This window comes from Duganella sp. Dugasp56 (genome assembly GCF_047304105.1).
In the GTDB taxonomy this organism is placed as follows: Bacteria; Pseudomonadota; Gammaproteobacteria; order Burkholderiales; family Burkholderiaceae_D; genus Rugamonas; species Rugamonas hordei.
The window spans coordinates 141,996-155,128 of sequence record NZ_JBGLYQ010000010.1 but is presented as its reverse complement, the minus strand read 5'-3'; the positions used below and the strand labels follow the sequence as shown (position 1 = coordinate 155,128).

General features: G+C 67.6%; 11 protein-coding genes. 4 read left to right on the top strand and 7 right to left on the bottom strand.

What is annotated here, in order from left to right; translation table 11 throughout:
* Nucleotides 1-20: 20 nt before the first annotated feature.
* The 3 genes from ACCD07_RS09420 to ACCD07_RS09410 form a co-directional block, all read right to left on the bottom strand.
* Nucleotides 21-1,406 (bottom strand): DUF3422 family protein, encoded by a 1,386-nt coding sequence (locus ACCD07_RS09420; protein ID WP_176655648.1) that lies wholly within the window; start codon nucleotides 1,404-1,406, stop codon nucleotides 21-23.
* A gap of 84 nt (nucleotides 1,407-1,490) precedes the next feature.
* Nucleotides 1,491-2,786 (bottom strand): ABC transporter substrate-binding protein, encoded by a 1,296-nt coding sequence (locus ACCD07_RS09415; RefSeq protein WP_413447170.1) that lies wholly within the window; start codon nucleotides 2,784-2,786, stop codon nucleotides 1,491-1,493.
* Complete coding sequence (locus ACCD07_RS09410; protein WP_413447169.1) at nucleotides 2,770-4,806, bottom strand: TonB-dependent receptor plug domain-containing protein; 2,037 nt, start codon at nucleotides 4,804-4,806, stop codon at nucleotides 2,770-2,772. The genes ACCD07_RS09415 and ACCD07_RS09410 overlap by 17 nt, the downstream gene beginning before the upstream one ends.
* Nucleotides 4,807-5,119: 313 nt before the next feature.
* On the opposite strand from ACCD07_RS09410, the gene ACCD07_RS09405 reads away from it, so the two are divergent.
* Both ACCD07_RS09405 and ACCD07_RS09400 read left to right on the top strand, forming a co-directional pair.
* Entirely contained in the window at nucleotides 5,120-5,683 is a 564-nt protein-coding gene (locus ACCD07_RS09405; RefSeq protein WP_176655651.1) for a YfiR family protein, read from the top strand.
* Nucleotides 5,680-7,665 carry an ATP-binding protein gene (locus ACCD07_RS09400; protein ID WP_353400385.1) on the top strand — a complete coding sequence of 662 codons (1,986 nt, stop codon included), beginning with the start codon at nucleotides 5,680-5,682 and terminating at the stop codon, nucleotides 7,663-7,665. The genes ACCD07_RS09405 and ACCD07_RS09400 overlap by 4 nt, the downstream gene beginning before the upstream one ends.
* Here the strand turns inward: ACCD07_RS09400 and ACCD07_RS09395 are convergent.
* From ACCD07_RS09395 to ACCD07_RS09380, 4 genes are read right to left on the bottom strand one after another with little or no spacing between them, the layout of a single operon-like run.
* Entirely contained in the window at nucleotides 7,655-8,647 is a 993-nt protein-coding gene (locus tag ACCD07_RS09395) for a 2-hydroxyacid dehydrogenase (RefSeq protein ID WP_413447168.1), read from the bottom strand. The genes ACCD07_RS09400 and ACCD07_RS09395 overlap by 11 nt on opposite strands.
* On the bottom strand, nucleotides 8,644-9,183 hold the full coding sequence (locus ACCD07_RS09390) for a DinB family protein (RefSeq protein ID WP_176655654.1): 540 nt from the start codon (nucleotides 9,181-9,183) through the stop codon (nucleotides 8,644-8,646). The genes ACCD07_RS09395 and ACCD07_RS09390 overlap by 4 nt, the downstream gene beginning before the upstream one ends.
* A gap of 21 nt (nucleotides 9,184-9,204) precedes the next feature.
* Entirely contained in the window at nucleotides 9,205-10,479 is a 1,275-nt protein-coding gene (locus ACCD07_RS09385) for an NAD(P)/FAD-dependent oxidoreductase (protein ID WP_413447167.1), read from the bottom strand.
* Between the two features lie 54 nt (nucleotides 10,480-10,533).
* Nucleotides 10,534-11,235, bottom strand: coding sequence for an HAD family hydrolase (locus ACCD07_RS09380; protein WP_413447166.1), 702 nt, complete (start codon nucleotides 11,233-11,235; stop codon nucleotides 10,534-10,536).
* Between the two features lie 99 nt (nucleotides 11,236-11,334).
* Here ACCD07_RS09380 and ACCD07_RS09375 point away from each other — a divergent pair, with 99 nt between their 5' ends.
* Together ACCD07_RS09375 and ACCD07_RS09370 are read left to right on the top strand one after the other, a co-directional pair.
* Complete coding sequence (locus ACCD07_RS09375) at nucleotides 11,335-12,291, top strand: LysR family transcriptional regulator (protein ID WP_176655657.1); 957 nt, start codon at nucleotides 11,335-11,337, stop codon at nucleotides 12,289-12,291.
* Entirely contained in the window at nucleotides 12,288-13,127 is an 840-nt protein-coding gene (locus ACCD07_RS09370) for an AraC family transcriptional regulator (protein ID WP_413447165.1), read from the top strand. The genes ACCD07_RS09375 and ACCD07_RS09370 overlap by 4 nt, the downstream gene beginning before the upstream one ends.
* Nucleotides 13,128-13,133: the final 6 nt, after the last annotated feature.

Genomic DNA, 13,133 nt, shown 5'->3' with positions numbered 1-13,133 from the left:
GCCGGGCGCGCCGTCGTGCGTCAGGCGCCGTGGCGGGCCAGCGCGCCGCCCGGACCGGTCAGCTCCTTGTGCAGCCGGCGCAAGCCCAGCCACACGCTGCCTATGACTAGCGGCACCGCGATGCCGGTCAGGATGTCCGGATTGACGGGCAGGTTGCTGGCCTTCATGGCCTTGCCCGCATAGCCGATCAGGCCCAGCGTGTAGTAGGAGATCGCCACCGCCGACAAGCCTTCCACCGCCTGTTGCAGGCGCAGCTGCTGTGCCGCGCGCGCGTCCAGCGATTGCAGGATCTTGCGGTTCTGCCGCTCCTGCTCGATGCCGACGCGGGTGCGCAGCAGGTCGTTGCTGCGGGCGATACGCTTGGCCAGCCCTTCCTGCCGCTGCGACACCGAGGTGCAGGTATGCATGGCCGGCGCCAGCCGGCGGCCCATGAATTCGGCCAGCGTCGGAATGCCGGGGATGCGCACTTCACGCAATTCGTGGATGCGCGCCTGCACGAGGCTGAAATACGCTTGCGAGGCGGCGAAACGGTAGCTGTTGTTGACCGACAGCTTCTCCAGCCGCGCCGCCAGGCTGGTGATACGGTGCAGCAGCGTCTGCTCCTCGCGCGCCTCGCCGGGCTGGCCGTCGGGCTGGTCGGCCTGTACCAGCTGGGCGGTCAGGTCGGCCAGTTCGTTCTCGATGCCGTTCAACATAGGCTGGGTGGCCTCGGCCTGCGGCAGGCCCAGCAGCGCCATCATGCGGTAGGTTTCGATCTCCAGCAGGCGCCCGACCAGGCGGCCGGCCTGGAATTCGCGCAGGTTGAGGTCGCGCACGACAAAGCGGCTGAAGCCGTCCGGCTGGATCAGGAAGTCGGTCCACACCTCGGCGCCGCTGCCGACGCTGCTGCCGACCAGCGATTTACCCTGGAACATGTCGCGGATGGCTTCCACCACGCCGCTGTCGTCCGCTTCGCCCTTGCACAGCAGCACGTGCGAGGCGACGATGATCTTGCCGTGCAGGCCGGCCAGCCACTCCTGCGGCACGTGCTGCAGCGGCATGCGCTCGAACGCTTCCACGCAGCCGGTGGCCGGATCGCCGCGCTCGACGAAGGTGTAGGTGGCGAACTCGGTGTGGCACTCCCATTTCAGGCGGAAACGGCCGAAATCATGGAAGAAATAGCGCGCCTGCGGATTGGGCACGGCCACGCCGTAGTGCATGCACAGCTGCTGCAGGATCTGGTGCTGGGTGCTGCGGTGGACTTTTTGGGATGGCTGGTCCTGTTGCACATAGAGCGCGAAATGGGTCAGGCTTTCCGGCGCTTGCAGCTGCAGGAAGGGGCGTGAGTGGATTTCCGCCGACAGCGGTACCCGCATCGGGTGATTCAGCTTGGCGAAATCGGCATTGGCGCGGTAAGCGAGAGACATGACCTTCCCCATAAAGTGTGGAACTTCGATGGTACCGTTAAAAAAGTATCTAAGCGATCACTTTTTCAGCACAAGCGATGCCGCTCACCGGGGAATGGCGATGATCAGCTGCTGGCTGGCGTCCCAGCTGCGGGCCGCCGCGTCGAGCCGGAACACAGTGAACGGCACCATGCCGACGATGTCGCCGTGGCTGTCCCAGTCGATGTCGGCGTAGGCGCCGGCGTAGTCGACGTCCTTGCCGGCTTTGATCTGCGTCAATGCCGCGGCGATGTTTTCCGGCCTCACCTTGTCGCCCGGCGCGTTCATGACGAAGCGCAGGCTGTCGCGCACCATCAGGCCGGTGGGGGTCTTGCTGTTGTTGACCAGGCCGGCGCGTTCGATGGCCAGCGCCATCACCATCGCGATGTCGTAGGTGGGCGCGGTGAAGTCCTGCGGCTCGGCGCCGTACTGGGCGATGTAGCCGGCGCGGAAGGCCTGGTAGGAGCTGTTGCCGTAGGCGCCGATGGTGGCCGCCGCGCCGCGCGCGCCGCCGAGGATCTTGCCGGGATCGGCCAGGTTGTCGATGAAGGTCTGGTTGCCGGCCGCCGTGCCGGGCAGCAGCCACATGGCGTTGCTCTGGAACGGCAGCGCCTCGTTCAGCACATTGGCCGAGATGTCGGCCGCCAGGATGCCGTTCAGGATCACGTCCGGCTTGGTGTCGTAGACTTTTTGCAGGTAGGAGGCGAAGCCGCTTTTCAGGCCGAAGGGTATCGTGACCGTGGCCACCACCTCGCCGCCGATCTGGCGGAAGGCCGGCGAGAACAGGCTGGCCAGGCCGGCGCCGAAGGCATCGCCCTCGTTGACCAGCACCACGGCGCGGCGCTTGCCGGCCTGCCAGGCGACACTGGCCAGCACCGGCGTGGCGTCGACGTCGGAGACGCCGATGCGGTAGACCAGGTCGTTGTCGGCCACGCTGGTCAGCGCCGGCGAGGAGCTCGATTCGGTGAGTATCGGCACGCCCTTGGCCATCGCCTGCGGCAGCAGGTTCAGCACCCGGGTGGAGGTCGAGACGTTGAGCGCGATGACGCCGGCGTCCAGCAGCTGCTGGCCCATGTCCTGCGCCTCCGCGTTGTCGCGCGCGACCAGCGCGATGGCGTTCAGCCGCTTGCCCAGCACGCCGCCGGCGTCGTTGATCTGTTTGGCCGCCAGCAGGAAGGCGTCGCGGGTCGAGGTGCGCCAGCCCACCGAGCCGATGTTGATGGCGTCCGGATCGATCAGTGCCTTGACCGGATTGGCCGGCAGCGGCGTGGTGGCGTCGCGGGTGCCGCCGCCACCGCCGCCGCCGCAGGAGACCAGCATCGCCAGCGCGGCGGCCAGCGCGGACCTAGTAGCGGTATTCATATTGCACTCCATAGCGGCGGCCCAGCGATGGATAGTCGATGCCGCCCACGCCCGGATCGACGTACCGGCTGTTCCACAAATCGCGCACCTGCAGGCGGATGCTGGAGCGGTGGCTGAGGCTCCAGCGCGCGCTCAGCGTGGTATCGGTGTAACTGGATAAATGATATGCCTGGTTTGCCAGCAGCACGTTGGCGGTGGCGGCCGGCCGCGCGCCGACGTAGCGCGTGTCCATGCTGAGCAGGAGCTTTTGCTCCAGCAGGCTGGCGCTGGCGCCGAAGTTGGCGCTGTTGGTGGGGAACAGTTCGCCTTCGCTGCGTTGTGCCAGCGGCGCCAGCGTGTAACGGTTGAGGCCGCGGTCGGTGTTGGCGCGGCTCAGGTTGGCGTAGGCGTTGAACCAGTCCTGCTGGTAGCGCAGTTCCAGCTCGATGCCATTGACCTTGCTGTCGCTGCTGTTGCGCGCCACCAGGTTGAAGAAGGCCTGCTCCAGCGTCACCAGGTCGCTGACCTTGGTGTGGTAGACGGTGAGGGCGCCGTTCCAGTGCGGCGCCGGCGGCGTGCTCAGTTGCAGTTCGATGGTGCGCGCCTTCTGCGGCGCCAGGTCGGGGTTGCCCTTGATGTCGCCCGGCTGCACGGCGCTGCGATACAGCAGCTCGGCCGACGGCGCCTGGAACGCCGTGCCGCTGAGGAGCTTCACGCCCCAATCGCCGGGCAGCGTGCCGACCACGCCGGCGCGCAGCGATTCCTGCTTGCCGTAGACCGAGTGGCGGTCCTGGCGACCGCCGACGATCGCCTGCCACTGGGCCAGCAGCGGGAACTGCCACTGCGCATACAGGCCGGTGTTGCGCAGCGTCTTGCTCGACGGCTGGCTGAGCTGGAAAATGCTGCCGTCGACGAGGCTGTGGCGCTGGAAGGATTCCAGCGTTTCGCGGTCGCGCAGCATGTCGGCGCCCAGCAGCAGGCTAGCTTGCGCGCTCGGTTGCCACAGCCATTCAACGCTGCCGTCGACGGCCTTGTAGCCGAAGTCGCGCACCAGGTAATAGTCCTTGGCGCCGGTCTGCACGCGGTCGCCGTCGCCCGGTTCGCCCTCGCCGTAGCTGACGGCGGCGCGCAACATGTGTTCGTCGTTGAAGCGGTGGTTGGCGTTGAGGCGCAAAAAGCCCTGCTGCAGGTCGACGTGGCTGGGCGGATGCAGCAGCGGATTGAGGCTGGCGAAGACGTTGTCGCTGTCCTGCCTTTGCCAGAAGGCGCTGGCCTGCAGCTCGTCCTGCGCGCCGCTCCAGCCCAGGCGCAGGTAGGCGCTGCGGGGCGCGGCATCGTCGATCGGGGCCCCGCCCAGCGCGCCGTAGCGCTTGTAGTCGGGCGAGATGCGCGGCAGCGCAAGGCCGCTGCGATCGGCCCGCGATGCCTGCACGCCCCAGGCCAGCCAGGCCGGCGCTGCTGCGGCGGTATCGCCGTTGCCGAACTGCGCGCTGCCGCTGGCGGCCAGCACGCTGGCGTCGCGGCCGCCGCCGGACCATTCATGGCCGAGCGCGAGGCGCTGTTCGGTGCCGTCGCGGCGGGTGATGACGTTGACCGCGCCCAGCAGCGCGTCGGCGCCGTACAGCACCGACACCGGCCCGCGCACGATCTCGATGCGCTCGACCATGTTCATCGGGATGAACTCCAGTCCGATCAGCTGCTGCTGTGTGCTGCGGAAGGCGATCGGCTGGCCGTCCAGCAGGATCTTGATGGCGCGGCTGGCCGACTGCGCGCCGGCGTTGATGCCGCGCACGCCGAAGTTGTGATTGAGGCGGTCGTCGCTTTCGATGAATCCGGCCACGTGGGACAGCGCTTCGGCCAGCGTCTGGTAGCCGTAGCGGGCGATGTCGTCGGCCGTGACCAGGGTCACGACGGCCGGCGTGGCGTGCAGCGGGGTGGCGGTCTTGGTGGCGGTGAGCACCTTGACGTTGCGCAGCTGGTCCAGGCTGAGGTCGAACAGGTCGTTGTCGCCGTCGGCGGCCGCGCAGGTCAACGGTAGCAAGGCGCAAGCGGCCACACATGCGGCCAGGCGCCAATGAAGGCGTAGCGGTGCCGCGGACATGCGATGCTGCTCTTTACAGTCGGTCAAAAGAACATCCCTCCGCTGCGATTTTTCACAAAGTATTGCCTAATTCCGACACGATCACAAGCGGCCGGCGCCGGTGTTGCAGACTACGCGCCTACTACGTTGTGTTTCGCGCACAACCGGCTTGCGCCACGCAAAAAAAACTTGCGCCGCGGGCTATTCGGATAGAATCGTGACGTGCTGTAACCATGCGAACATGCGGGTTGCGCTACAAGGAGATGCGTGCACGATGAGACGACTGGGCGCCGCCGAAATCAGGAAGCTGGCCGTGCGGGCTTGCCTGCTGGCTGTCTTGGGTTGTGTTAGCGCTAGCGCCGAACAGGCCATCCCCGAGCAGCAGGTCAAGGCCGCCTACATCCTCAACTTCACCCGCTACGCCATCTGGCCGCCTCCGGCGCTGGCCGATCCGAACGCGCCGCTGGTGGTATGCATGGCCGGCGCCGGCGCGGCCGACGTGGCGCGCCAGCTGCGCAGCCGCGCCGCCGGCAGCCATCCGCTGGAGCTGCGCATCATCAGCCGCATCGAAGAAACCGACGCCTGCCACGCGGTCTACCTCGCCGTGGGAGAGCGCAGCCGCCAGGCCGCCTGGCTGACCCGCCTGCGCGGGCAGGCCGTGCTCACCATCGGCGACTCGTCGTCGTTCCTGGCCGACGGCGGCATCATCAACCTGATGCTGGTCGACGGCAGCATCCGTTTCGAAGTGAACCTGACGGCGGCCAAGCATTCGGGCGTCAGCCTCAATCCGCGCATGCTGGCGCTGGCCGAGCGGGTGGTCGGCGGAGACGCGAAATGAGCGCACTGATGATGCGCTGGCAAGACATGGCGCTGCAGCGCAAGCTGCTGATCGTCTCGCTGGCGACGGCGCTGGCGGCGATGCTGGTGGCGCTGGCGGCGCTGGTCACCTACGACATCAGCGTGGTGCGCACGCGGCTGGTGGCGGACCTGGCCAGCCGCATGGAGCTGGTGTCGGTGAACCTGGACGTGGACCTGAATTTCGGCGACCGCAGCGCGGCCGCCCGCACGCTGTCCGCGCTGCGCGGCACGCCGGACATCGAGAGCGCCTGCCTGTTCGATCCGCTGCACGAAACCTTCGCCAGCTATTCCCGCCGCGCGAGCGGCAGCGATGGCGACGGCAGCGGCGCCGTGCGCTGCACATGGCCGGACGACATGGCGGCGCCGGGCCACAGCTTCCACGGCGACAGCTTGTCGATGCTGGCGCCGGTGCGTTTCCAGCATGAGGTGGTGGGCTACCTGCAGGTCGACTACGCGCTGCCGCCGGTGACCGAGCGCCTGAGCAAATACGGCCTGGTGCTGGTGATGGTGGCGCTGACGCTGCTGATCGGCGGCATGCTGCAGGCGATCGGCTTGCGGCGGCTGGTGACGCAGCCCTTGCTGGCGCTGTCGAAGCTGGCCGACCAGGTCACGCGCGAGCAGCGCTACGATTTGCGCGCGCCGGTCGCTTCGAACGACGAGGTGGGACGGCTGTCGGCCACCTTCAACACCATGCTGGCGACCATCGCCGCGCGCGACGCCGCGCTACGGGTCAGCCAGTCGCTGTTGACCAACATCGCCGACAAGTCGTCGGCCGTGATCTATGTCAAGGATCTGGAGGGCCGCTACCTGATGGTCAACCAGCGCCTGCGCCAGGTGCTGCCGGCGGGTTCGGTGGACCCGATCGGCCACCGCGACGCCGACCTGTTCGACGAGCGGACGGTGGCGGTGATACGCGACGGCGACCGCATGGCGCTGGCGTCGCCGAATTCCTACATCTACGAGGAGGCCGTGCCGAACGCCGAGGGCGAGCTGCGCACCTATATCTCGGAAAAATTCTGCCTGCGCGACGAGGCCGGCAATGTCTGGGCCATGGGCGGCATCTCGACCGATATTTCCGACCGCAAGAAGGGCGAGGTGGAGCTGATCCAGTATCGCGACAAGCTGGAGGAACTGGTGCAGCTGCGCACGGCGCAGATGCAGGAGGCTAACAGGGAGCTGGCTGAATCGCTGGAGACGCTGCGGCGCGCGCAGGATGAGCTGGTGCGCAGCGAGAAGCTGGCGGCGCTGGGATCGTTGGTGGCCGGCGTGGCGCACGAGCTCAATACGCCGATCGGCAACAGCCTGCTGGCCGTCAGCACGCTGATCGACCAGACCCGCGTCTTCAAGCGCATGAGCGAGGAGGGCATCAAGCGCTCGACACTGCAGGCCTACATCGACGACGTGGGCAGCGGCGGCGAGATCGTGCTGCGCAACCTGCATCGCGCGGTCGACCTGGTGTCCAGCTTCAAGCAGGTGGCGGTGGACCGCACCACGTCGCAGTGCCGCGAGTTCCTGCTGTCCGACCTGGCCAACGAGATCCTGCTGGTGCTGGTGCCGACCTTCAAGAAGAGCGGCATCACGGTGCGCCAGGACATTCCGGCGACGATACAGATGCACAGCTATCCCGGCCCGTTCGGCCAGGTGTTGATCAACCTGATCAACAACGGCCTGACGCACGCCTTCGAAGGCCGCGCCGACGGCGAGATCTTGGTGTCGGCCCGCGCGCTCGAGGACGAGCGGGTGCAGGTGGTCGTCAGCGACAACGGCGCCGGCATCGCGCCGGAAAACATGAGCCGCATCTACGATCCGTTCTTCACCACCAAGCTGGGACGGGGCGGTTCGGGGCTGGGGCTGAACATCGTCTACAACATCGTCTACGGCCTCCTGCGCGGCAAGATCGAAGTCGAGAGCGCGCTGGGACAAGGCACCCGCTTCATCCTGACCTTGCCCGTCACGAGCTGACCGGCAAGGCGTTCGCGCACGGCCTGCCGTTCAGGTGGCAGGCCAGGTTGGCGAAGGTGACGGCGGCGATCTCGCGCATCGCCTCCACCGTGAAGAAGCCCTGGTGGCCGGTGACCAGCACATTGGGGAAGGTCATCAGCCGCTGGAACAGGTCGTCGGCGATGATGTCGCTGGAGTGGTCGTGGAAGAACAGGCTGGCCTCCTGCTCGTAGACGTCGATCGCCAGCGCGCCCAGGTGGCGCGACTTCAGCGCCTCGATGACGGCGGCGGTGTCGATCAAGCCGCCGCGCGAGGTGTTGACCAGCATCGCGCCGCGCTTCATGCGCGCCAGGTTGGCTGCGTCGATCATGTGGCGGGTGGCGTCCATCAGCGGGCAATGCAGCGAGACGATGTCCGATGCGGCCAGCAGCTCGTCGAGGCCGACGCGCGCGGCCAGACCGTCCAGCTGCGGCGACGGCGAGGGATCGCTCACCAGCACCCTGCAGCCCATGCCGTTGAAGATGCGCGCGGCGGCCGTGCCGATCTGGCCGGCGCCGACGATGCCGACGGTCTTGCCGTGCAGCGTCATGCCCAGCAGGCCATCCAGCGCGAAGTTGCCTTCGCGGACGCGCGCGTAGGCGCGGTGCGTGTTACGGTTGAGCGTCATCACCAGCGCCAGCGCGTGTTCGGCCACCGCTTCCGGCGCGTAGGCCGGCACCCGCGCCATGAACAGGCCGAGGCGGGCGCCGGCGCCCAGGTCGACGTTGTTGAAGCCGGCGCAGCGCAGCAGCACGGCGCGCACGCCCAGCGCATGCAGCGCCTCCAGCACCGGCGCATCCAGCACGTCGTTGACGAACACGCAGACGGCGCCGCAACCTTGCGCCAGCGCCACCGTATCCAGGGTCAGCGGATCGGAGAAGTAAACCGTTTCCGCCGCCGGCGGGCACGCTTCGTCGAGGAAGCGGCGGTCGTAGGGCTGGGCGCTGTAGACGGCGATCTTCATGCCGGCAGGTCCGGCACCCACAGCAGCAGGTCGGTGACGCCGATGTCGACGCCCGCCTGCGACAGCAGCGTGGTGATCTGGCCGCGGTGGTGGGTCTGGTGGTTGAAGAAGTGCTGCACCACGCTGCCGAAGTGCTTGCGATACAAGTCGCCCTTGGTGCTGCGGTACTCGAGGGTTTGCGCCAGGTCGTGCGCCTCCACCTGCGCCGCCCATTGCGTGATGATGGCGTCCAGCCGCAGGCGGTGTTCGTGCAGCGGCGGCAGGTCGTCGCCGAAGGTGTGCGTCAGGCCGGACGGCTGCGGCATGTCCAGCATCGGCGCCAGCGCGGTGAATTTCGGCGAGTGGGCGGCGAAACGCTTGAGCCAGATGGTATCGCCCGCCAGCAGGTGGTTCATGGTGCCGAGGATGGAGCCGAAGAAGGCCTTGCGGTCGGCGGCCAGCTCGGCGTGCGGCAGCCTGGCCGCGGCGGCGTACAGCTTCTCGTTCATCGAGGCGTTGTACGCCGCCATCAGCATGGTGAGGTCTGGAGTATTCATGACCCCATTATATGCCCAAGCCTAGTGCAGCTTCACCGGCGGCAGGATGCGTGCGCGCAGCCAGTCGGCCAGAGCCTGAGTCGCCACCCGCAGCGTGCCGTGCAGCGACAGCATATGCTTCTGGTACATCAGCCGGTACAGCAGGCCGGCGACGGCGCCGCCGACGCGCACGCTCTTGCCGGTGACCGCGCCCGTCAGCACGCCGACCGCCGATTGCGGCCCGAGCGACACCAGCGAACCATAGTCGTGGTAGCGGAAGTGCGGTCGCGGCGTGCCGTTGCGGCGCGTCAGCAGCTCGGCCAGGAACATCGCCTGCTGATGGGCGACCTGGGCGCGCGGCGGCGCCGCGCCCTTGACCGGGCAGGTGTAGCTGGCGCAATCGCCGAAGGCGTAGATCTGGCTGTCGTTGGCCGAGCACAGGCTGGCGTCGACGACGATCTGCTTCAGGTGGTTGACCTGCAGGCCGAAGGTGGCGCACAGCTGCGGCGCCTCGACGCCGGCCGCCCACAAGGTCAGGTCGGCGCGGTGCACGGCGCCGGTGGCGTCGATGACGGCGTCCTGCGTCACTTCGGCGACGGTGGTGCCGGTCAGCACCTCGATGCCGAGCGAGCGCAGGTGACGCGCGGCGCGCTGCGACTGCTGCGGATGCAATTGCGGCAGCAGGTATTGGCCGCGCTCGATGACACTGATGCGGATGTCGCGGTCCGGGTCCAGCGCGTGCACCTTGTACGCTGCCAGCGCGCGGGCGCTGGTGCTCAACTCGGCCGCCAGCTCGACGCCGGTGGCGCCGCCGCCGATGATCGCCACGTCCACCTGCGTGCCCTGTTCGCCGGCCTTGATGCAGGCTTCGTTGAAGCGGCGGCGGAACGCTTCGGCATCGGCCACGCTGTCGAGCGTGAGCGCGTGTCCGGCGGCGCCGGGCACGTTGTAGAAATTGGTCACCGAGCCCAGTGCCAGCACCAGCTTGTCGTAGGCGATGGTGCGGCAGGCGCCGTCGCTGCCCTTGCCGTGGCGGGGCGCCAGCGTGATGGTCTGGTGCGCGCGGTCCAGGCACAATACTTCGCCTTGCACGAATTCGAAGTCGTGCTCCAGCGCCTGCGCCGGGAAGGCCAGCTCCACCACTTGCGGGTCGCATTTGCCGGAAGCGACCGTGTGCAGCAGGGGCTTCCAGAAGTGGCCGTGTGAGCGGTCCACCAGCACCACGCGGGCGCGCTTGGCGCTGCCGAGTGTATCTCCAAGGCGGGTGGCGAGTTCGAGTCCGCCCGCACCTCCGCCTACGATGACGATGGTTTCCATGATGCCTCCAGACGAGTGTAAAAAACTGTGCGCAGCTTGCCGCTGCTGTCTATCCTATGCGGCCAGCACGTCCCGCTGGTGCTGGTCCGGCGTGTAGGGACTGGAATGCAGTTCGCGCAAGGCGTCAAACGTGATGAACTGGCGTGGACGCACGACGTCGTTGCCGTAAGGGGCGACGGAGACGGTCCACAGGCCGGCTTCCTCGGCGGCGCGCAGGCCGGGCACGGCGGTGTCGATGGCGATCGCGTCCTGCGGCGCCACGCCCATCGCGTGCAGCGCGCGGGCATAGGGGCCGGTGCCGGACGGGCCGTCGAAATTGGCGCCGCCGGTCACCACCGTGAACAGGCTGTTGACGTCGGCGCCGAAGCAGTTGGCCAGCAGCGCGGACGTGGCGGGGGCGGGCAGGTCGGTCAGCACGCAGACTTTGCAGCCGGCGTTGAGCGCGTCGTCGATCAGGGCCAGCGCGGCCGGCAGCGCTTGCGGCGGCCGGGCGCTGATCGTCTGGTGGAACTGGCGGTGCTTGTCGGCAAACAGCTCGGCGACGCGCTGCTTGTCGCGCGACAACAGCTCGCAGGCGATGGCGGAACCGATGGCGCGGGCGTAGCCGTGGGTGGCGGCGGCGCTGCGCAGCGCCGGCAAGGTCCAGCGTACGGACAGCCCGGCGTTGGCGAATGCCGCGTTGCACGCGGCCAGGTGCAGCGCTTCGGTGTCGAACAGTACGCCGTCCAGGCCCAGGAAGATCACGTCGATGCTCATGTCGGTCTCGCTTAAAACGATATCAGATGATTATGAATATAGAGGTAGAATGAACAAAAGAAAAATTAAACATATTCGATAATCGATAAGGAATGGCTTATGTATCATGCGAGTTTTCGCCAGCTGCAGTCGTTGGTGCTGGTGGCGCGGCACGAGAGCGTGTCGCGTGCGGCCGACGCGCTGCACGTCACGCAGCCCGCGGTATCGTTGCAAATCCGCACACTGGAGGAGATCGCCGGCATCGCGCTGACGCGCAAGGTCGGCCGCAACATCCAGCTGACGGCGGCGGGCGAGGTGATGGTGGAATTTTCCGAGCGCATCCTGCGGCTGTGGGAGCAGGCCGGCGACGAGCTGGCCGCGCTGCAGGGCGTCACCAGCGGTACGCTGCGCATTGGCGCGGTCACCACGGCGGAACATTTGTTGCCGCCGTTGCTGGTGCCGTTTACGATGGAACGTCCGGACGTGCGGTTGAAACTGCAGGTAGGCAACCGCGCCGAGATCGTGCAGATGCTGGCGCGGCACGAGATCGAGCTGGCCATCATGGGCACGCCGCCGCGCGAGCTGCGCACCAACGCGGCCAAGTTCGCGCGGCACCCGATGGCGTTTGTCGCCAGTCCCGCGCATCCGCTGATGAAGAAGAAAAAGATCACGCTCAACGACGTGATGGCGGCCAACCTGCTGGTGCGCGAACGCGGCTCCGGTACCCGTACCGCCGTCGAGCGTCTGCTGCGCGACGCCGGCCACCCGCTGGAGTTCGGCTCCGAGGTGTCGAGCAACGAGGCGATCAAGCGCATGGTGTCTGCCGGGCTGGGGCTGGGCTTCCTGTCGGTGCACGCCTGCGGACTGGAATTCGAGGCCGGCCTGCTGGCGATCCTGCCGATGCAGGAAAACCCGGTGGAGGCGGATTGGCATATCATGCACCTGACCGACCAGCCCATCCCCAAGGTGGCGGCGTCGTTCCAGGATTTCGTCATCGAGAATGGCCAGGACCTGGTGCGGCGCGAGCTGGAGGGCTTTTACAAACTGCTGGGCCGCCAGCGCAAGGGAAAACAGTGACAGACCGGGAGGATTCCAGCGACATCGCCATCTGGCACGCGCCCGAACTGAAGGCGGAGTTGTTGCGCGGGCGCTTCGTGGATTTCAGCTACGACGTGCACACGCATGAAACGGCATGCTTTGCGCTGCTGACGCATGGCGCGATCCGCATCCGCATGCGCGGCAGCGAGTTCGTGGCGCGGCAGGGGGACCTGTATGCCATAGATGCCGATGAAGCGCATGCCGGCTGGCCGGTGGATGACGGCGGCTGGCGGCAGCGCACGCTCTATGTCGACATGCTGCATTTGCGCCGCCTCGCCGGCGAGGAGCATGCCGCGCATGCCCGCCCGTTGGCCGGGCCCATCATCCGCGACGCCGGCCTGGCCGACGCGCTCTACACCATGCACCGCTGTTCGCAGGAGCAGGGGCCCGCGCTGTTGCGCGACCAGGCTTACCTTAACTTTGCTGCCGGATTGACTGGCCGCTACCTGCATCATGCGGTGACGCCGCCGGACGCCGGCGCGGAGCGGGCGGCGGTCCGCAGCGCGCGCGAATTCCTCGATCAGCATCTGGATGACCAGGTCAGCCTGGAGGATATCGCCGCCGCTGCCGGCCTGCCGGCGTTCCAACTGTTCCGCGCCTTCGAACGCGCGCTGGGCATGACGCCTCATGCATATCAGCGCCAGGCCCGGGTGCGGCTGGCGATACAGCTGATCCGGCGCGGCCATGCGCTGGTGGAGGCAGGCGTCATGTCGGGCTTTTCCGACCAGGCCCACCTGACGCGCTGGTTCCGCCGTTTCATGGGCGTCACGCCGGGCCAGTATCAGCGCGCTGTGCTGGGCAAGGCCGCCCGCTAGGGGCGC

Bases quoted from the DNA above. Each gene is read 5' to 3' on its own strand.
- ACCD07_RS09420 (WP_176655648.1), bottom strand. From the start codon at position 1,406: ATGTCTCTCGCTTACCGCGCCAATGCCGATTTCGCCAAGCTGAATCAC.
- ACCD07_RS09415 (WP_413447170.1), bottom strand. From the start codon at position 2,786: ATGAATACCGCTACTAGGTCCGCGCTGGCCGCCGCGCTGGCGATGCTG.
- ACCD07_RS09405 (WP_176655651.1), top strand. From the start codon at position 5,120: ATGAGACGACTGGGCGCCGCCGAAATCAGGAAGCTGGCCGTGCGGGCT.
- ACCD07_RS09400 (WP_353400385.1), top strand. From the start codon at position 5,680: ATGAGCGCACTGATGATGCGCTGGCAAGACATGGCGCTGCAGCGCAAG.
- ACCD07_RS09395 (WP_413447168.1), bottom strand. From the start codon at position 8,647: ATGAAGATCGCCGTCTACAGCGCCCAGCCCTACGACCGCCGCTTCCTC.
- ACCD07_RS09390 (WP_176655654.1), bottom strand. From the start codon at position 9,183: ATGAATACTCCAGACCTCACCATGCTGATGGCGGCGTACAACGCCTCG.
- ACCD07_RS09385 (WP_413447167.1), bottom strand. From the start codon at position 10,479: ATGGAAACCATCGTCATCGTAGGCGGAGGTGCGGGCGGACTCGAACTC.
- ACCD07_RS09380 (WP_413447166.1), bottom strand. From the start codon at position 11,235: ATGAGCATCGACGTGATCTTCCTGGGCCTGGACGGCGTACTGTTCGAC.
- ACCD07_RS09375 (WP_176655657.1), top strand. From the start codon at position 11,335: ATGTATCATGCGAGTTTTCGCCAGCTGCAGTCGTTGGTGCTGGTGGCG.